Annotated in this window: 16 protein-coding genes and 1 other RNA gene; 12 read left to right on the top strand and 5 right to left on the bottom strand. The window is 71.0% G+C overall.

What is annotated here, in order from left to right:
• The first annotated feature begins 4 nt into the window (after positions 1 to 4).
• Both AB0878_RS00250 and AB0878_RS00245 read left to right on the top strand, forming a co-directional pair.
• The gene (locus AB0878_RS00250; RefSeq protein WP_366575071.1) at positions 5 to 715 is read left to right on the top strand and encodes a FadR/GntR family transcriptional regulator; all 711 of its coding nucleotides are present in this window, start codon (positions 5 to 7) and stop codon (positions 713 to 715) included.
• Between the two features lie 155 nt (positions 716 to 870).
• Positions 871 to 1,872 carry a cobalamin biosynthesis protein gene (locus tag AB0878_RS00245; RefSeq protein ID WP_366575070.1) on the top strand — a complete coding sequence of 334 codons (1,002 nt, stop codon included), beginning with the start codon at positions 871 to 873 and terminating at the stop codon, positions 1,870 to 1,872.
• Between the two features lies 1 nt (position 1,873).
• Here the strand turns inward: AB0878_RS00245 and AB0878_RS00240 are convergent, their stop codons facing one another.
• From AB0878_RS00240 to AB0878_RS00230, 3 genes are all read right to left on the bottom strand, one after another.
• A complete protein-coding gene (locus AB0878_RS00240; protein WP_366575068.1) occupies positions 1,874 to 2,488 on the bottom strand; it encodes an FMN-binding negative transcriptional regulator in 615 nt (204 codons plus the stop codon).
• A 72-nt stretch (positions 2,489 to 2,560) separates the two neighbouring features.
• The gene (locus AB0878_RS00235; protein WP_366575066.1) at positions 2,561 to 3,391 is read right to left on the bottom strand and encodes an SURF1 family cytochrome oxidase biogenesis protein; all 831 of its coding nucleotides are present in this window, start codon (positions 3,389 to 3,391) and stop codon (positions 2,561 to 2,563) included.
• Positions 3,392 to 3,470: 79 nt separating this feature from the next.
• Positions 3,471 to 3,932, bottom strand: coding sequence for a low molecular weight protein-tyrosine-phosphatase (locus AB0878_RS00230; protein WP_366575064.1), 462 nt, complete (start codon positions 3,930 to 3,932; stop codon positions 3,471 to 3,473).
• A gap of 41 nt (positions 3,933 to 3,973) precedes the next feature.
• Between AB0878_RS00230 and AB0878_RS00225 the strand changes: the two genes are divergently transcribed.
• The 4 genes from AB0878_RS00225 to AB0878_RS00210 all read left to right on the top strand — a co-directional run bounded on the left by AB0878_RS00225 (position 3,974) and on the right by AB0878_RS00210 (position 8,743).
• Positions 3,974 to 4,789 carry a Nif3-like dinuclear metal center hexameric protein gene (locus tag AB0878_RS00225; RefSeq protein ID WP_366575062.1) on the top strand — a complete coding sequence of 272 codons (816 nt, stop codon included), beginning with the start codon at positions 3,974 to 3,976 and terminating at the stop codon, positions 4,787 to 4,789.
• Positions 4,790 to 4,826: 37 nt separating this feature from the next.
• Positions 4,827 to 5,564, top strand: coding sequence for a C4-type zinc ribbon domain-containing protein (locus AB0878_RS00220; protein ID WP_366575061.1), 738 nt, complete (start codon positions 4,827 to 4,829; stop codon positions 5,562 to 5,564).
• Positions 5,561 to 6,712, top strand: coding sequence for a bifunctional RNase H/acid phosphatase (locus tag AB0878_RS00215; RefSeq protein ID WP_366575059.1), 1,152 nt, complete (start codon positions 5,561 to 5,563; stop codon positions 6,710 to 6,712). The genes AB0878_RS00220 and AB0878_RS00215 overlap by 4 nt, the downstream gene beginning before the upstream one ends.
• A 285-nt stretch (positions 6,713 to 6,997) precedes the next feature.
• Positions 6,998 to 8,743 carry a hypothetical protein gene (locus tag AB0878_RS00210; protein ID WP_366575057.1) on the top strand — a complete coding sequence of 582 codons (1,746 nt, stop codon included), beginning with the start codon at positions 6,998 to 7,000 and terminating at the stop codon, positions 8,741 to 8,743.
• 19 nt (positions 8,744 to 8,762) lie between these two features.
• On the opposite strand, the gene AB0878_RS00205 is transcribed toward AB0878_RS00210, so the two are convergent.
• Both AB0878_RS00205 and sfnG read right to left on the bottom strand, forming a co-directional pair.
• Positions 8,763 to 9,944, bottom strand: a complete 1,182-nt coding sequence (locus tag AB0878_RS00205; RefSeq protein WP_366575917.1) for an SLC13 family permease — start codon at positions 9,942 to 9,944, stop codon at positions 8,763 to 8,765.
• A gap of 108 nt (positions 9,945 to 10,052) precedes the next feature.
• Positions 10,053 to 11,177: a dimethylsulfone monooxygenase SfnG gene (gene sfnG, locus AB0878_RS00200; RefSeq protein WP_366575055.1), complete on the bottom strand. Its 1,125-nt coding sequence runs from the start codon at positions 11,175 to 11,177 to the stop codon at positions 10,053 to 10,055.
• 263 nt (positions 11,178 to 11,440) lie between these two features.
• On the opposite strand from sfnG, the gene rnpB reads away from it, so the two are divergent.
• From rnpB to AB0878_RS00170, 6 genes are all read left to right on the top strand, one after another.
• An RNA gene (gene rnpB, locus AB0878_RS00195) (RNase P RNA component class A) lies at positions 11,441 to 11,836 on the top strand.
• Between the two features lie 92 nt (positions 11,837 to 11,928).
• The gene (locus AB0878_RS00190; protein ID WP_366575053.1) at positions 11,929 to 12,786 is read left to right on the top strand and encodes a hypothetical protein; all 858 of its coding nucleotides are present in this window, start codon (positions 11,929 to 11,931) and stop codon (positions 12,784 to 12,786) included.
• Positions 12,787 to 13,245: 459 nt separating this feature from the next.
• Positions 13,246 to 13,512, top strand: coding sequence for a hypothetical protein (locus AB0878_RS00185; RefSeq protein ID WP_285970229.1), 267 nt, complete (start codon positions 13,246 to 13,248; stop codon positions 13,510 to 13,512).
• A gap of 12 nt (positions 13,513 to 13,524) precedes the next feature.
• A complete protein-coding gene (locus AB0878_RS00180; protein ID WP_366575051.1) occupies positions 13,525 to 14,013 on the top strand; it encodes a hypothetical protein in 489 nt (162 codons plus the stop codon).
• Positions 14,014 to 14,016: 3 nt separating this feature from the next.
• Entirely contained in the window at positions 14,017 to 16,989 is a 2,973-nt protein-coding gene (locus AB0878_RS00175; RefSeq protein WP_366575049.1) for an ATP-binding protein, read from the top strand.
• Positions 16,986 to 19,064, top strand: a complete 2,079-nt coding sequence (locus tag AB0878_RS00170; protein ID WP_366575047.1) for a magnesium transporter — start codon at positions 16,986 to 16,988, stop codon at positions 19,062 to 19,064. The genes AB0878_RS00175 and AB0878_RS00170 overlap by 4 nt, the downstream gene beginning before the upstream one ends.
• The last annotated feature ends 1 nt before the right edge of the window (position 19,065 follow it).

Raw genomic sequence — 19,065 nt, 5'->3', positions numbered from 1 at the left:
CCGCGTGGGGAGCGACCGGCACGAAGAAGTCCTCGACGCGCTGGGCGCGGCGATCGCCAACGGCGAGCTGGCGCCGGGCGCCGTGCTGCGCTCCGACGAGCTGCAGGAACGCTTCGGCGCCTCGCGCACGGTGGCGCGCGAGGTCGTGCGCGTGCTGGAGACGATGGGGCTGACCACGAGCCGCCGCCGCGTCGGCGCGATCGTGAGCGACCCGGGGGAGTGGAACCACTACGACCCGCGCCTGATCCGCTGGCAGCTCGACGGTTCGGGGCGCGCAGTGGCGCTTCGGACGTTGACGGAGCTGCGCTCGGGCGTCGAGCCGTGCGCCGCGCGGTTCGCGGCGCTGCGCGCGACACCGGAGGTCCGCGGGCGGCTGCGTGCGCTGGGCCACCGCCTGGAGGAGACGGCCCGGGCCCGCGATCTGACGACGTTCCTCGGCCACGACATCGCGTTCCACGACCTGCTGCTCACCGCGTCGGGAAACCCGATGTTCGCGCAGCTGTCCTCGGTGGTCGCCGAGGTGCTCGCGGGCCGCACCTCCCACGGCCTGATGCCCGAGGAACCGCAGCCCGAAGCAGTCGCGCTGCACGTGGAAGTCGCCGTGGCCGTGGACGCCGGCGACGCGGACCGGGCCGAGCGCGCCATGCGCGACATCGTGGACCAGGCACGGGACGAAATCGCCGCCGCGGTGTCGAGTAATCTCGGCGGGCAATAACTCGCCAGGCCATCGCGTCGGCGGCATCGAACCACGTTCCCGGGGGGCACTGTGCCGATCGTTACCAATCCGGCCACAGTCACGGCCGAATGGCTTGGTGGCAACGGTTACGTGCCGCGTGGGGGTCAGCCTGCTTTCGGCCGGATTGGTAACTGGTGAGCGCGGCACGCGCGATCGGCTTGGTGCTCGGCCTGGCGGCCGACGGCGTCCTCGGCAACCCCCGGCACCGCCCGCCCGTCACCGCGTTCCGCCGCGTGGTGACGCTGGGCTCCGGCGCCGCGGTGCGCGCCGGGAGCGGTGTTGCTGTTGGGGCGTCTGGGGAATCCGCAGGCGGTGCGCCCGCCGGAGAGCGCTCCACCACGATGTCCGCCCGCGCCGCCGTCACCGGTCTTGGCCTGGCGGGTGCCGCGGTCGCGGCCGGGCTGTTCGCCGAACGCGCCGCTCGCGACCGGCCCGTGGTGCAGGCCGTGGCCACGGCGGTCACGACGTGGGCGGTCGTCGGTGCCGCCGGTCTCGCGACGCAGGGCACGGAGCTCGCGCGCGACCTCGAAGAGGGCCGGCTCGAACCTGCGCGCGGCACACTGTCCGAACTGGACCCGCGCGTCGCCGACGGGCTCGGCATGATCGCGCTTTCCCGTGCGTCCGTGGAGACTCTGGCCGAGAACACGTCCGAAGTGGTCGTCGCGCCGCTGCTGTGGGGAGCGCTCGCCGGCGTGCCGGGGCTGCTTGCGTCCCGGACCATCAGCGTCCTCGCGCGCGGCTCGGCGGGCCACTGGCTGGTCGCCCGGCTCGACGAGCTCGTCCACCTCGTGCCGACGCGGATCGCCGCGGCCCTCACCGTGCTGGCCGCCCCCGTCGTCGGCGGTTCCGCGGGCGGCGCGTGGCGGGCTTGGCGGCGCGACACGATCGCCCACCCGAGCCCCAACGCGGGCCGCGTCGAGGCCGCGTTCGCCGGTGCGCTGGAGATCCGCGTGGGCGGGCGCACGGTGTACCCGCACGGGGTGGTGGAGCTGCCCGTGCTGGGCGTCGGTCGCAACCCCGACGCCGGGCACGTCACGCGCGCGGTGGAGCTGTCGCGGGTGGTCGGCTGGCTGGCGGGCGCGACCTCGGTGACGGTGGCCGTCCTCGTCGGCGCGCGCCGCCGCCGTCGTAGGTGAGTCAGCTGCGCCGCTGAAGGTGCTCCAGCGCGGCCGCGTCCAACGGCCCGCCCCGAGCCGCCAGGTTCCCCGAGATCCGCTCCCGGTCGGCCGGCGTCTTGTTGCCGCCGTACTTGAACTTCGCCTGCACGGACGTCACGGTCAGCTCGATCCCGCGGATCCCCGGCAGCAGCCGCCGGTCCGGCGCGTCGACCGACGACACCGGGGTCCGGCCGCTGCCCGGCTCGAAGTGCCCGAGCTGCCGGTTGAGCACCTCCGCCTTCTCGGCCGGGTCGTCGACGATCCGCACGTCGCAGGCGAGCTGCGCGCTCGCGTAGTACGACGTCGGTACGCCCACGGCCGGGTCGTCCGCGGTGTTCCAGTCCGACGGGATGTAGGTGTACTCGCCGATCACCGTCAGCAGTGCGCGCGGGTGTTCCTCCAGCAGCGGCCACACCGGGTTGGGCCGCGCGAGGTGCAGCCACACGGTGGCTTCGCCGTCGAAAGTGAAGTGCGTGGGGACGACCACCGGGAGGTCACGGCCGCGGCCACCGGCCACGAGCTGACCGAAGTCGTGGCCCTTGAGCCACTGCCGCCATTCCGCGTCGTCTCCGGCGTCCCAAGGGTGGATCAGCATGTCACCGAGTATCACCCGGCGAAGTGGCCCCGAGAAAGGGCCAGTTCCGGGCTGGAGCAGGAGACCACTTGCCTACGCCGAGGGAGTGAACTCTTCCTCGTCCTCGGCCAGCATCTCCGCCACGGACTTGCGGCGCGTGCGCTCCGGCTTCTCCGTGGTCAGCGCACCGCCGGGCTTGAGCTCCCGGATCGTGAAGTACAGCCAGCCCAGGACCGCCATGCTGCCGAACGCCAGCCACTGCAACGCGTAGGAGAAGAACGGCCCCGAGTCCAGCTGCGGCAGCGGCAGCGCGCCGAGCACACCGGGCTGGTTCTGGTCGAGCTGGAAGTAACCGGGCCGGATCTTCAGGCCGGACGAGCGCGCCACCACCTGCGAGTCGACGGTGTAGCTCTGCAGCTTCCCCTTCGTCGACGCGTCGGAGAACGCGTCGCGGTGCTTCGGGTCCACCTCGTCGCTGCGCACCCGCGCGACCACGGTGACCTGGCCCCCGGGCGCGGCGGCGTAGGGGAGGACCCCGGACTGGTCGTCGAGCCGCACGTAACCGCGGTCGATGAGGTACACGGTCCCGTCGGCCGCGCGCAACGGCGTGAGCACCTCGAACGCGGCCTCACCCTGCACGGTCCGCAACCGCGCGACGACCTCCGCCGACGGCAGGTACGTGCCCGTGATCGACACGAGGTGCCACTCCGTCTGCTGGCCGGGCGTCGAGCCGGCGGGCAGCAGCTGCGCGACGGGCGCCGGCTGGGCCGTGAACGACGCGGTGAGCGCGTTGTTCTGGGCCTCCTGCTCGGCGTCGCGCCGGAACTGCCAGGGCGCGAGAAGGGTGTAGCAGCAGACGGCGAAGGTGAACACCACCACCGTCAGTGCCAGCCAGCCGGGCCGGAGCAGAAACCGCAACCGCACCCCTCCACGGTAGGCCGTCGTCCCCACGGACCGCGCGGCGACCTCTCCCACCTGTGATTTCGTGCGGGACAAACCGGTCCTAACCGTGCGCGCGGACCCACTCGATCAGGCCGGGCATCGCGCGCTCGATCATCGCGAGCACGTCCTCGAAACCCTCGTCACCGCCGTAGTACGGGTCCGGTACCTCTGCGCCGACCTTCGCCGACGGGTCGAACTCGCGCAGCAGCCGCACCTTCGCCGGATCCTCGACGCGTCCGCGCAGGAAGTCGAGGTGCCCCTCGTCCGCCGCCAGCAGCAGGTCGGCCTCGAGGTCTTCGTCGTTCACCTCCGACGCGACGTGCTGCGTCGGGTAACCGTGCGCGCGCAGCGTCGCCTGCGCCCGCCGGTCCGCGGGCTCTCCGGCGTGCCACGGCCCGGTCCCGGCGCTGGACACCCGCACGGCGTCCGCCAGCCCCGCCTCGGCGAGCTTCGCCCGGAACACCAGCTCCGCCATCGGGGAGCGGCAGATATTGCCTGAACAGACGAACACCACTGAAGTCACGGGTCCCGAGTCTGCCGCAACCGTCGTGGGAAGATCCCCTTGTGCCTGCCCTAGCCGAGATCCTCGACGTCCTCGAACGCCACTACCCGCCGCGCCTCGCCGAGAAGTGGGACGCCGTCGGGCTCGTGTGCGGGGACCCGGCGGAGGAGGTCACGCGGGTGCTGTTCTGCGTCGACCCCGTCGAGGAGACGGTGACCGAGGCCGAGGACCTGGGTGCGCAGCTGATCGTGGCGCACCACCCGCTGCTGCTGCGCGGGGTGCACGGCGTGCCCGCCGACACGGTCAAGGGCGGCCTCGTGCACCGGCTGATCCGCGGCGGCCGCGCGCTCTACTGCGCGCACACCAACGCCGACTCGGCCGACCCCGGCGTGTCCGACGCGCTCGCGAACGCCATCGGCCTCACCGTCGACCGGCCGCTCGACCCGCAGGAGCCCGGTGGCCGCACGGGCATCGGGCGGATCGGGCACCTGGCGGAGGCCGAGCCGTTCGCGGTGTTCGTGCAGCGGGTCGCCGAGGCGTTGCCGGCCACGGTGCCGGGCGTGCTGGGCGCAGGGGACCCGGACCGGCCGATCCGCACCGTCGCGGTGTCCGGCGGTGCGGGCGACTCCTACCTCGCGCGCGCCACGGCCGAGGGGGTCGACGCGTACGTGACGGCGGACCTGCGCCACCACCCCGCCGGCGAGCACCTCGCCGCCTCGGGGCCCGCGCTGGTCGGGCTCACGCACTGGGCCAGCGAATGGCCCTGGTGCGGGCAGGCCTCGGCCCTTGTCGACGCGGCCTTTGCGGGTAACGTCGACAGTCACGTCTCCACGAGGTGCACCGACCCGTGGACCGTCCGCGCGACCCCCGCCAGCTGACTAACGCAAGTCCCCCCCCAATTCCACAAGGAGCACCGTGAAGGCCGACCCCGCCGTCCAGCGCCAGCTGCTCGAACTCGCGAAGGTGGACGCCGAGCTTTCGCGCACCGCGCACCGCCGGCGCACCCTGCCCGAGCTCGCCGAGATCGACGCGGGCGAGAAGGCCGTGCGCGAGAAGCGTGACGCGCTCGTGTCCGTGCAGACCGCCGCGTCGGACCTCGACCGCGAGATCGCCCGGCAGGAGAAAGAGGTCGAGTCGGTGCGGGCCCGTGAGGACCGCGACCGCAAGCTGCTGGAGTCGGGCTCGGTCAACGCCAAGCAGATGACCGACATCGAGCACGAGCTGCAGACGCTCGGCCGCCGCCAGAGCGCGCTCGAAGACGACCTGCTGGAGCTCATGGAACAGCGCGAGGCCCTGGAGCTCGACGCCCAGCGCACCGGCGCCGAGGTCGACAAGGCCGAGGCGGGCGTCGCGGCCGCGATCGAGCGCCGCGACGAGGAGTTCAAGAACCTCGACACCACGCGCGCCCGCCGCGACGAGGACCGCGCGAAGCTGCTGCCGCGCTTCCCGGAGCCGGTGCTCAAGCTGTACGAGCGCGTGCTGGACCACAAGGGCATCGGCGCGGCGCTGCTGCGCGCCCGTCGCTGTGGCGCCTGCCAGCTCGAGCTCGACCGCAACACCATCGCCGAGATCAAGGCGACGCCCGAGGACACCATCGTCCAGTGCGAGAACTGCGGGGCGATCCTGGTCCGCACGATGGAGTCGGGCCTGTGACCGACCGGGTTGTCGTCGAGGCGGACGGGGGGTCCCGGGGCAACCCGGGCCCGGCCGGCTACGGCGCGGTCGTGAAGGACGCCGCCACCGGCGAGGTGCTGGCCGAGCGCCACGAGTACCTCGGCGTGGTGACCAACAACGTCGCCGAGTACTCCGGGCTCATCGCGGCGCTGACCGCGGCGGCGGAGACCGGCGCGTCCATTGTGGACGTGCGGATGGACTCCAAGCTGGTCGTGGAGCAGATGTCCGGCCGCTGGAAGATCAAGCACGCCGCGCTGCAGCCGCTCGCCGCGCGGGCGCGTGAACTCGCGGACGGGTTCGATCGTGTCACCTACATGTGGATCCCCCGCGCAGAGAACTCCCACGCCGACCACCTCGCCAACGTCGCGATGGACAGCGGCACCGGCAAGGCCACCACCCCGGCGCCGGCTCAGGACAAACCGCAGGTCAAGACCACCTCCGGCACCGGTGAGGCCGACCGCGGCGCCAAAGCCGGCTGGACCGGTGCGCGCGGCACACCCACCCGGCTGCTGCTCCTGCGCCACGGCCAGACCGAGATGTCGGTCGACCGCCGCTACTCCGGCCGCGGCGACGTGCCGCTCACCGAGCGCGGGCGCGGCCAGGCGGCCGCGGCGGCGAAGCGGCTCGGCGCGTGGCCCGAGCTCGTCTCCGAAGACGGCGAGGCCGCCCCCATCGTCTCGTCACCCCTGACCAGGACGAAGCAGACCGCGCAGGCCGTGGCCGACGCGCTGGGTACCCGCTTCGTCACGCACCCGGGCCTCATCGAGACCGACTTCGGCCAGTGGGAGGGCCTGACTTTCAAGGAGGCCGCCGACCGCGACCCCGAGCTGCACGGCTGCTGGCTGCGCGACTCGTCGTGCGCGCCGCCCGGGGGCGAGAGCTTCGACGCGGTCCACGAGCGCGTCGACCAGGCCCGCCGCGACCTCATCGAGCAGTACGAGGGGAAGACGATCATCGTCGTCAGCCACGTCACGCCCATCAAGACACTGTTGCGGATCGGTCTCGACGCGGGTCCGAGCCTGCTGTTCCGCCTGCACCTGGACCTGGCGTCGCTCTCGATCGTGGAGTTCTACCCGGATGGCAACTCCTCTGTGCATCTGGCCAACGACATTTCACACCTCTCCTGACCGGGGCTCTGCTGATCGTTTACCGATCCGGCTTCAGCCACGGCGGGTACGGTCGCCGGACGGGATACCGTCCGGTTGGGTGCCCGCCTGCTTCTGGTCGGATTGGTAAATTGTGGGGCGGATCACGCGCAGGGACGACGCGTGAGCGGGTGCCGATCCGGTATTGGCTAGAGTGCTGTGTCGACCGCGGCGCCGCGGCGCGGGTTCCACCCGGGATCCTCATCAGGGGGGCGCAGGCTCGTGCGTTTCTCGGCAAGCTCTGCGAGTAGAAACAGTGACGAGGTAATGACCGCTAGCGCACTCACCGAAGCATCCGAACGCGACCTCCCCGGCGAGGACGCGCCCGTGACCGCCGTCGGCCTGCGCCACGGCTGGATCGCCTCCGTGCTGGCGGTACTGGCCGGTGTCGCCGCGGTCGCCTGGCACGCCACGCGCTACGGCCACTGGATCGTGGACGACGCGGCCATCACGTTCTCCTACTCGCGCAGCCTCGCCGACGGCCTCGGCCCGGTTCTGCAGCCGGGTGCGCCGCCCGTCGAGGGCTTCTCCGACCCGACGTGGATGGTCCTGCTCGCGGGCGGGAAGCTCGTGGGCCTGTTCGACCACGGCCTGCTGTTCGGCATCCCCGACTACGTGCTGTTCCCGAAGGCGCTCGGCCTGCTGTTCACCGCCGGCATCCTCACGCTGTGCCACGTCGTGGCGCGGCAGATCTTCCCGCGCCACGCGTGGGCGGCCACGCTGGCCGTGGGCCTCACGCTGGCGACGATCCCGTCGTTCGTGATCTGGGTGGTCTCGGGGCTCGAGAACTCGCTGTTCGCGTTCGCGGTGCTCGGTCTCGCGGTGCTGCTGTTCACCGCGGTCCGCAAGGAACGCACACTTTCGTGGAAGGTCGCGGTGGGCGCGGGCGTGATCGTGGCGTTCGCCGCGCTGACGCGTCCCGAAGGCCTGATCTACGCCGCCGCGTTCCCGCTCGTCCTGCTGTACGGCGTGCGGCGCGAGGGTTTCTGGGTCAGCGTCCGCTACGCCGTTCTGTCCATTGTGGCCTTCGCGGTCCCGTTCGGCGCGTATGTGGCTTGGCGCCACAGCGAGTTCGGCGGCCGGTTCCTCGCGAACCCGTCGGTGGCGAAGAAACAGGGCCTGCCCGACCTGATGTCGTTGGTGCGGCCCGGAACCCTGATCCTCTACGCCGGTGTCGCCGCCGTGGTCGTGCTCGCGATCGTGGTGATCTGGGCGCTGCGCAAGGCGCCGTGGCGGCGTCCGCTGGCCGCGTTGATCACGCCGTTCGCGCTCGGCGTGATCGCCTTCGGTGTGCTGATGCCCGACTGGATGGCGCAGTTCCGGTTCGCGACGCCGGTGTGGGTGCTGGGCGTGCTCGCGGGCACGTTGTCCTTCGGCGAGCTGCTGCGCACGGTGAAGGTGCGCTGGCGCGCGGTCGCGTCGGTGGTCGTGGTGGCCGCGGCGATCCCGTCAATGGTCGGGTTCGTGCAGCAGTCCGACGAGTTCATCAAGAGCCCCACCGTGCCGGCGTGCCTGATCGCCGACCGCTTCGGCCGTGGCTTCAACACCTACGCCGACATGCTGGGCCTGCAGCAGGCGTCGCTGCTGCTGCCGGACCTCGGCGGCTCGTCGATGACCAGCCGGCTGCAGCTCGTGGACATGGCCGGCCTCGTCAACGCCCCCATCGCGGACCTCACGCACGACGAGAACATGGCGGGCCTGCGCGACTACGTGTTCGACACGGTCAAGCCCACCTTCATCCACTCGTGGGGCCCCTGGGCCGGCGGCAACGGCATCTCCCTCGACCCCCGCATCGACCGCGACTACTACCCGATCTTCATCTACCCCGGCCCCGGCCTCCGCAACGGCGACTGGGTCCGCAAGGACGCGGTCAAGGATCCGGCCAAACTCCAGGCTGTCCAGCACTACGCGGCGACCACGATGATGGACGTCGAGGCCTACCGCTTCGGCAACGGCCTCGACGACTGCGGCCCGACGCTGGAGCCGGGGCAGACCATCCCGCCGCGTTCGTAGCCGGGTCCGTCCCGATCCGTCACGGCAGCACCAGCCACAACGCCGTGGTCGCCGCCGCGAGGGAGACGGGGGTGGTCAGCGCGCCCAGTGCCGTGAACTCGCGCGCGCTCGGCGTGTGGCCGTGGCGGGCCAGCACGCGCCGCCACAGGAGCGTCGCCAGGGAACCGAGGTAGGTCGCGTTCGGGCCGACGTTCACGCCGATCAGCACGGCCAGCAGCACACCCGTGTTCGGGTGGTCGCCGAGCACCGACAGCAGGATGAGCGTCGCCGGCAGATTGTTGAGGACGTTCGCCAGCACGGCCGCGATCGCGGTGGTGAGGAGCAGGTCGGGGAGTGCCGCCGTCGTCGGCAGGAAGGCCTTGAGGGCGCCGCCGAGCCCGTGCTCGTCGACGGCTTCCACCGTGATGGCCAGGCCGAGCACGAACAGCACCAGCAGCGGCGACGCTTCCGTCACCACCTGCCACGGCTTGATCTTGCGCTCGGCCAGCGCCCGGGAGCTGAGCACGAGCGCTGCCAGCGCCGCGACCCACACCGGCTCGACGTGCACGAGCTGGCCCACCCCGAAGCCCAAGAGCATCACGCCGAGCACGACGAGCGCGAACACCGGCGGCTCCCGGTGCTGCGGCTTTTCGGTGCTGCGGGGGCCGGCCAGGTCGCGTTTGAAGAACCGCGCGAACACGGCCAGCTCGATGAGGATCGTGACCAGCCAGGGCAGCGCCATCAGCGCCGTGAACCCGGCGAACGTGAGCCCGGACGCCGCGAACGCGAGCAGGTTCGTCAGGTTGGAGACGGGCAGCAGCGTCGAGGCCGAGTTCGCCAGGTGGGCGCACGCGTAGACGTGGGGTTTCGACTCGAGCCTGAGCCCCTCCGCCGTCGCCAGCACGACAGGCGTGAGCAGGACGACGGTGGCGTCGAGGCTCAGTGCCGCCGTCACACCCGCCGCCGCGACGAAGGTGAACACGAGCAGCCGCTTGGGCTTGCCCCGGCACACCTCGGCCAGCCGGCTGCCCAGCCAGGTGAACACGCCGTCGATCGCGGCCAGGTGGCTGACGAGCAGGATCGCGGCCAGGAACCCCATCGTCGGCAGGATCTCGACGACCCGCTGCCACGCGGCCTGCGGCGTCGTGAGCCCGATCGCCAGCACCACCCCCGCGATGGGCACCGCGGCCACCGCCTCGGGCAGCCCACGGGGGCGCACCATCGCGAACCCCAGCGTCACAGCCAGGAGCACGAGGGACACGACCGCGGCGAGGGGTTCGGGCACGCGAGAACGCTAATCGAGCGTGCGGCCGTCCCCCTCGCCGGTGCCTCAGAGAACCGCTGGTTCGGGAATGCCCTTGCCCTTCGCGAGTTCGGCTTCCTTCTCGCGGATCACGGGCAGCACGTTCTTCCCGAAGTGCTCCACGTCTTCCAGGTAGTGCAGGAAACCGAGCAGCAGCAGGTTCGCGCCGCGTTTCTTGTATTCGATGGCGCGGTCCGCGATGTGTTCCGGCGTGCCGATGAGCTGGGTGCGGAAACCGTCGTTGTACTGCACGAGGTCCTTGAACTCGGAGTCGGCCCACATGCCCTTGTTGTCCGACGTGGACTTCCCGGCCTGTGCGACGGCGGAACGGAATCCTTCGACGGCCGGCCGGTTCGCCTTCTCGATGATCTCGCGCAGCACGGCTTCGGCTTCGGAAGCCGTTTCGCGCGCGATGACGAAGCCGTTGAGTCCGAAGCGGACAGTGCGGCCGTCGGCGATGGCGCGGACGTCTTCGACCTGTTCGGTGAAGCCGTCGTAGTCCTTGCCGTTGCTGAAGTACCAGTCGGACACGCGGCCGGCGACCTTGCGCGCGGCCGTGGAGTTGCCGCCCTGGAAGATCTCCGGGTGCGGCCGTCCGGGGGAGACCTCGGGCTTGGGCTTGATGTCGAAGTCGTGGATGCGGTAGAAGTCGCCGCCGAACTCGGCGTGGTCGTTCGTCCAGAGCTCGCGCACGGCGGTGATGAACTCCTCCGTGCGGCGGTAGCGCTCGTCGTGTTCGAGCCACGGTTCGCCCAGTTTGGTGAACTCGTCCTTGAACCAGCCGCTGACGACGTTGATGGCCGCACGCCCGCCGGAGATCACGTCGGCGCTCGCGACGAACTTCGCGAGCACACCGGGGTGCCACAGCCCGGGGTGGATCGCGGCGATCACCTTCAGCCGCCGCGTGGCCAGCAGCAGCGCGAGGCTGAAGCCGGTGGATTCATGCTGGTAGGCGGCGCCGTAGCTGGCGGTGTAGCGGACTTGGGTGAGCGCGTACTCGAAGCCGTTGTTCTCGGCCAGGACGGCGAGCTGCTTGTTGTACTCGTACCCCCAGTCGGTGCGCTGCTCGATGTCGCTGGTGACCAGGCCGCCGCTCACGTTCGGGACCCAGTAGGCGAATTTCAGGGGCTCGTGCAGGTCTGGTGCGGACATGTCGCGAGTGAAACAGCGGCCCTGAGCAGCGTCAACGCACGTCCACGGCTTGAGATCATCCACAAAGGACCTTGCGCTGATCGACTTGAACCGGTCTCGGACGGGACCCGTACTCCCCTTTGTGAAGGGAGCTGGTGGCTCGTGAACCTGATCAACGTCGTGGAGCTCGTGGCGCTGGCGGTGATCGTGACGCTCGGCGTCGTCGAACTGCTCGCCCCGCCGCGCGCCCGTCCGGTGGTGCGCGGGTACGATTCCCAGGCGGACGAGTTGGCTGGACGGTCGCGAATCGGGGTGACCCGGTCCGAGGAAAGTCCGGACTCCGCAGGGCAGGGTGGTTGCTAACGGCAACCCGGGGCGACCCGCGGGACAGTGCCACAGAAAACAGACCGCCTCCGTCCTCGGACGGGGGTAAGGGTGAAACGGTGGTGTAAGAGACCACCAGCACCCCGGGTGACCGGGGTGGCTCGGTAAACCCCACCCGGAGCAAGGCCAAGAGGGAGCTGCCGCTCCTGCGCAGGCGTTTGAGGACGGCCCGTCCGATGCCTGCGGGTAGGCCGCTGGAGCCTGCCGGCAACGGCAGGCCGAGATGGATGACCGTCGCCCGACCGGCCGAGAGGCCGCGTCGGGCACAGGATCCGGCTTACACGCCAACTCGTCCGCCCTGTCCGGGGCGCCTTCTTCCCCGCAACCAGCCGAAAACCCACCGGCATCCCCGCAGACAAAAAACCTACCGCCCGGTAGCATCCCGCCCATGGGCGAAGCAGCCGAAGCGGCGAAGAAGTTCAAGGGCACCTTCGACACCCTCCACTCCCTGATCTACTTCGTCCCCGAAGCCGAGGAGCACCTCACCGCCGCGGGGTTGCGGCCCGGGCGCATGACGTACTTCGCCAGCCGTTCGGCGCCGATGGGAGCCGTGGAAGCCGGCGTGGTGGCCGCGACGTTCTACAACTTCAACCCCGAGATCGTCGAACGCCACATCCCGCGCGCGTGGACCCTCGCCGAGCCCGAACGGATCATCGAGGCCCGCTTCAGTGCCGTCGACGCCGCGCTCACCAGGCTCCTCGGCGACGAGGTCCACGCTGAAACCACCGCCGAAGCCGCCGAGCTCGCGCGGGAAGCCACGGGCGGCTGCGGCCCCGAAGGCCGGGCCCTTTACGCCGGCCACGCGAGCCTCGCCTGGCCCGAGAAGCCCCACCTCGTCCTCTGGCACGCCCTCACGCTCCTGCGCGAGCACCGCGGCGACGCCCACGTCGCCGCCCTCATGCTCCACGGCCTCGACGGCCTGGCCGCCCTCGTCACCCACGTCGCGAGCGGCGCCGGCTTCACGCCCGAGATGGCCAAGAGCACGCGCGGCTGGAGCGACGAGCAGTGGGACGCCGAGGTCGCCCGCCTGGCGAACCAGGGTGTCATCGGGGCCGACGGCGACCTCACGGACCAGGGCGCCGACCTCCGCGAGCGCGTCGAGGCCGCCACGAACGCGGCCTCCGAAGGCCCGTGGCGGCACCTGGGTGGGGAAAAATCCGCCCGCCTCGCCGAGCTGTGCCGGCCGCTGAGCCGCGCCGTCGTCAAGGCCGGGGCGTTTCCCCGAGCGGTGACGTCTTCCCGATAAGGCACCTCTCGTGCCCGATGTCCGGCATCACGCTATGTAGTGAAAATCCTGGCCCGGCTTGCGCGTATCGTGACGAGCGCCTCACTGCTCCCGGCGACCCTGGGGCAGGGCGGCGGTGACACTGCGGGCTCGCTCGGGGAGGCCGAATGGGGCATGCCACACTGGTTGCGGCCGGATCCCGACCACTTGGGAAGCACCGAGAGTGAGCAAAATACTCCCAGCAGGGTGAGTTCGTGGGTCCACTGCGAAATCCGGGTGGCCGGGGTTAATCCCAAGCACCCTTGCCACCATGATGGAGGGCGAGGAATTCTGACCAGACGACCCCTGCCTCCGCCCGTGTCCACAAGTCGACATTACACAGCGCGCTTTGACCACTACCCCTTGTGACGCCATGATGTTGTTCGAAGCTTCGCCGAAGCCAGAACCGCGCGGGACCGTCCGCGCACCGGGAGTAACGCGATGATGACCATGACCACCCTCGAGACGCTGGCTGCCGGCGAACTCGGCACCGGAAACGTCCGAAACTGGTTGCTCGACAACATCGTCCCCCTGGTGTTGCTCGCCGTCGCGCTCCTGCTGCTCTGGCTCGGTGGCGGCAAGGGTGACAACGCCGGTGTCATGCGCAGGCTCGCCGGTGTCGTCATCGCGCTCGCCATCATCGGACTCGCGGTCAGCGGCGCCGGCGTCAACGTGGGCCAGTGGATCGCCGGCCTGTTCACGGGCTGAGGCGGAGCAGGCGTGCGCATCAGGACGGATGACGAGGTCTATCGGGTCGACGCCGTCTGGCTCGGCCCGCCGAAGGCGACTTTTCCCTGGAGGGCCCGCTACGTAGCGTGGCTCATCGGCATACCGGTCTTCCTGGTCGTGCTCACCGTCGAACGGTGGGCCGGCTGGAGCTTCGGGTTCTTCTCCACGGCGTGGGCTTTCGTGGCCACGATCGTGATCACCCGGTTGATCACCGCCAAGATCAGCCACGAGCGCCCGCTGGGCGCGGTGATCGCGATGGCCGGCCGAGAGCTCAACACACCGCGTGAGAAGGCCGCGGGCACGGGCGGCGCCGTCAGCGCCAGCCGCATCCGCGTGCGGGCCGAGCGCCCGCTGCCGAAGCACAAGAGGAGGCGGCAGTACCGGCACCACGGCTACGGCCAGGGCGCCGGAGTTACGGCCGGAGCACAGGGAGCACCACGAGCGCGCCGGAGCCGCCCTGCGGCTCGGGCCGGGAGGTAGTCGTTGTTCGGTCGCGGCGGAAGCCGAGGAAAGCGGGATCGAAGCGTGCCCACGGGCGCCTGGGAAACCCCGCAGCAGGTCCGGCAACCCTCGCCGAGGAACAACTCCTCGGCGGGCAAGAGGCTGCCCGGTGAGCAGGCCATACCCGCGTACACGCCGTCGATCGCGGCGCGCAGCATCGACGGGCACCTGCTGCGCACCGGGCACGAGGTGTACGCCTGGTACCGGCTCGCGCCGCAACGGTGGTCGTTCCGCTCCGACTCGCAGCGCCGCGACCTGATCGCAGCCATCGCGGGCCAGTACGCCGAGCTGCAGGGCCGCTGGCTGCACCTGCGCGTGACCAACCGGCCGTACCCGATCCGCATGTGGGCCGAGGCCCACGTGCACAACGCCGTCGGCCGGCCGCAGGACGTGCCGGGCGCGCTTTCCTTCGACGACTACCTCATCGGCGAGCAGCAGCAGCTGATGGGCCGTTCGATGGCGGAAAAAGAGGTCTACCTCGGCGTCCAGGTGCAGACCCGGCGCATGGTCGACCGCGCCGTCGAACGCGCGGCCCCCGTGCTGCGCAAGATCCTGCCCGAGGCCGTCGACGCCGAGCTGGTGGCGCTCGACTCCGAGGTCGAGCACCTCGACCAGGTCATCGGCACCGCCGGGCTGGAAGGCCGCCCGGTGCACGCCGAGGAGATGTCCTGGCTGATGCACCGCTCGTGCTCGCTGGGCCTGCCCGCGCCGCGCAACATGCCGGCCGTGCCGGGCGCCGCCTGGGAGCCCGAGGACCTCGCCAGCTTCACCGACGCGGCCGACTTCCACGCCGACCCGTACGCGCCCACGGTCACCGTCCGTGGCCGCACGGGGTCCAACGCGGGCGTGTCGCGGCACCTCGCCGTGCTCACCGTCGGCCAGATGCACGGCCTGCAGATCCCCGAGGTCGACGACCCGTGGATCCAGCACGCCGACCGCCTGCCTGCCGCCGTCGAGGTGTCCGCGCGCATCTACGTGCGCCGGCCCGAAGAGGTCGCGGGTGAGCTGCAGCGCCAGATGAACAAGGTGCGTTCGCAGGTCAAGCATTACACCGACGAGCACGAGCTGGAGCCGCCGCAATCGCTTGCGCGCCAGGCCGGGCGTGTGCTGGAGATCGACGACGAGATGACGTCGGGCTTCACCGCGCTGGCCACGCGGGTGCGCTCGTGGTGGCGCCTGGCCGTGTCCGGTCCGACGGAGCGTGACGCGCTGCGCCTGGCCCAGCAGCTGCTCGACCTGTACAAGCCGAAGGTCGCGATCGAGCACCCCGAGGCCCAGTACGCGATGGCGCGGGAGTTCATCCCGGGTGAGCCGCTGGCGTCGGCGGCGTACATGCGCCGCGGCTCGGTGGTGTGGACGGCGTCGGCCGTGCCCACGGCCACCGCGGAGGTCGGCGACCGGCGCGGCATCCTGCTCGGCGAGACCGTGACCGCGACCCGTCGTCCGGTGGCGTGGGACCCGTGGATGGCGCAGGAGATCCGCGACGGCTCGGGCCTCACCGCGATGGTGGCCGGCCTCGGTGGCGGCAAGTCGTTCCTCGGCGGCGGCATCGTCTACAAGACGCTGCGCGCCGGGGCGCACTGGACGATCCTCGACCCGTCGGGCCCACTGGCTCGGCTGTGCGACCTGCCGGAGCTGCGGCCGTACGCGCGGCCGATCAACCTGCTCAACGCGCAGCCCGGCATCCTCAACCCGTACCGCGTGGTGGCCGACCCGCTCATCGAGCACTTCATGGACGAGGACGACCCAGAGCGCTCGTGGCGCCGCGAAAAGGCGCTCGCCGGCGCGACCCGGCGGCGGCTGGTCCTGGACGTGCTGTCGGGTGTGCTGCCGTACGAGGTGTCGCGCATGGCGCAGACGCGGATCGTGCTGCTGCGTGCCGTCCGTGCCGTCGGCGGTCGCTTCGACGCCGACCCGGGCCAGGTCATCGACGCGCTGCGCCGCGACTCGAGCGAGCACCACGAGCACGCCGTCGTCGTCGCCGACTTCCTCGACGAGATGCGCGAACGCATGGCGCTGCTCATCCCCGAACGCGACGCCGACCCGTACTCCGAGACGCGCGACGACCGCATGACCGTGCTGACCATGGCGGGCCTGACCCTGCCCAAGGACGGCGTGCCGCGCGAGTACTGGACCGACGCGGAGTCGCTCGGCGTCGAGATGCTGAACCTCGCGGCGTGGCTCACGCAGCGGTCGGTGTACGAGAAGCCGAAGGAACAGCGCAAGGGCGTCTGGATCGACGAGGCGTTCTTCCTGTCCGAGGTCCCGACCGGCCGCGTGCTGATGAACCGCTTCGCGCGTGACTCGCGAAAGTGGAACGTCCGCGTGCTGCTGTCGTCGCAGATCCCGGCCGACTTCCTGAAGATCCAGGGCTTCGTGGCGTTGCTGGACTCGGTCTTCGTCGGCCGCCTCGACGACGACGACGCCCAGGCGGATGCGTTGCGCCTGCTGAAGGTCCCGGTCGGCGTGGGCTACGAACAGGTCGTCGCCGCCCTCGGCCGCCGCCCCGGCGCCCAACGCGGCACGGAACGCGACGTGGAACCCCGCCAGTTCATCTTCGGCGACGGCGCCGGCGGCGTGGAACGCATCCGCGTCGACTTCTCCGGCCCCCACCTCGACCAGCTGCGCTCGGTCATGGACACCACCCCGGGTTCCCCCGACGCACACACCAAGCCGGGCGCCGCCCTCGTGCTACCCCACGAGGAAGCGCCCGCCCCGTACGTCCCCACCCCACCGGAGGACGACGAGCTGGAACAAGACTTCGAGCTCCAGGCCGAGCTCGAAGTCGGCCTGACCGACGAGCAGCTCCTCGGCTCGCCGGACCCGCTCGCGTCCGAGACCGGCGAGGTGGAGGGTGCGGTGCACAACGGAAACGGACAACCTGCCAACGGACACTCCCCGGACCGGCACGCCCGGGCCGGCGGCAAGGGTGGTACCGGCAGGGATGCCGCGTGAACACAGTCTGGACGCTGGCGTTCGTCCTGTCGTTCGCCGCCGGCTGGCATGCCCTGAAGCGGCGCATCAAGGAGGGCCCCAAGCCGGGCGGGCGCCGGCAGCCGAGCCGGCGGGCCGCGATGCTCGCTGTCATCACGATCCTCGGCCTGCAGACGGTGCTCATGGCGCCGTCGGCCAACGCCGCGGCCTGTGGTGAGTCGCCGAACCCCGAGCGGCCGGGCTCCGGCATGGTCGGTGCGATCGACCCGCCGGAAGGCCACGGCGAGCCGGGCAGCGCGTACATCGACTACAGCTACGCCGGCATGGTCTGGAACACCTACCAGACCAACTGCACGGCGCTGTCGGCCATCGCCTCGCCCAGCTCCACGATCGACACGTGGGCGGGCAACCAGCTGTTCAACATCGGCAAGAACATCGTCGGCGCCACCAACTCGCTGCACTACACCGTGCTCGAGGGAGGGCTGCTGAACCCGATCTACAACGCGGTGAAATCGGGCGCGGAGAAGGTCTACAACAACATCTACGCGCAGCTGTTCGGGCTCGTCGCGCTGATCCTGTCGATCCTGTTGTTCCGCCAGATCTGGCGGGGTGACCTCGCGGCCGTGAGCAAACGGGCCCTGTACGCGCTCGCGGGGGTGTGGCTGGCGGCGTCGTCGCTGGCGATGCTGCGGTACTTCGACCCGATCGACAAAGCGATCGTCCAGACCACCACGAACATCCAGGCGGGCTTCGTCGACGAGAGCTCCGACCGGATCGTGCGCGACATCCTGCCGACGAACCTGCACACGCAGATCGTCTACGACAACTGGCTGCGCGGGGAGTTCGGTTCGCCGACCGCGCCGCAGGCCGACCAGTTCGGCAAACCGCTGCTCGACGCGCAGGCGTTCACCCGCGACCAGCTCGTGAACGGCGACGACGGCAAGCAAAACGTCGTCGACGCCAAAAAGGCCGCCTTCAAAGACATCTCCGGCAAGCTCGGCCCCGCCACCGGCTACTTCACCGGCGAGTCCGGCGGCCGCACCGGGGCCGGGTTCCTGGCGCTCGGCCAGAGCATCGTCTACTCGCTGTTCCAGTTGCTGGCCAAAGCTTCCGTGCTCCTCGCGCAGGTCCTGATCCGCCTCTTCACGCTCACCGCGCCGCTGATCGGTCTCGTCGCGCTGCTGCACCCGGACATCCTGCGCCGCGTGCTGAAGGTCGCCGGCGGGATCGCGTTCAACCTGGTGGTGCTGTCGGTGCTCGCGGGGGTGCACGCGCTGCTGCTGCAGGCGATCTTCGACGCGGGCAACTCGCTCAACCTGCTCACACAGATGGTGCTCGCCGGCCTGATCACGGTGCTGCTGTTCCTCGTCGGACGGCCCGTGCGGCGGCTGTGGCAGATGGTCGAGATGTCCGTCAACGTGGTGGGCGCGGCCGTGCCTTCGCCCAACGGCGGCATTTTCTCCCGCTTCCGCAAGAAGGCCGGGCCGACGCCGCAGGACGAGTTCTGGCAGAACGTGCGCGAGACCGACGACGTGGTCGACGGCGAAGCGCGCGGCCCGATGGGTGCGACCGTCGGCGGCGGGCGCTACCGGCCGGAGGCCGCGGTCTTCGCCAGCGCGCAGCGGCTCGACAACGGTTCCCGCTCCGCGCGGCCGGCCGCCGCGTGGTCGGGTGCGCCGTGGCCCGGCGCCGTCGGCTCGGCCGGCGAGCGCGCCGCGCTGACCTCGGGCGGCGGAGGAGCGCCGGTGTTCTCGCAGTACAACCCGGTCACGGGCGAGCCGGGCGACTACGCGGTCGGCGGCCGTCGCGTGCCGACGCAGGAGAGCCGGCGCGTCGACACGTCGCCGGTGGCCGACCGGCGCTGGAGCGACGAGCAGGAACCCGTGGTCGTCCCGTCGCGGATGAGCTCGTCGGATCGGGGCTACGCGTCGCCGGAGTCGATTCCGGAGCAGGCAGGTGTCCACACACCGCCGGGCATCCGCGCGCAGCCGCGCCGGGTCGACCCGGAAGTGGTCGCGGGCAAGCCCGTTTTCGTGCTGTACCGGCCTTCCCGTGGCATCGAGGTCCGCGACACCGACCAGCTCATGGGGCGGTGAC

The sequence above is a fragment of the Amycolatopsis sp. NPDC047767 genome (assembly GCF_040704195.1).
Taxonomy (GTDB): domain Bacteria; phylum Actinomycetota; class Actinomycetes; order Mycobacteriales; family Pseudonocardiaceae; genus Amycolatopsis.
This window is presented reverse-complemented; position numbering and strand designations above follow the sequence as displayed.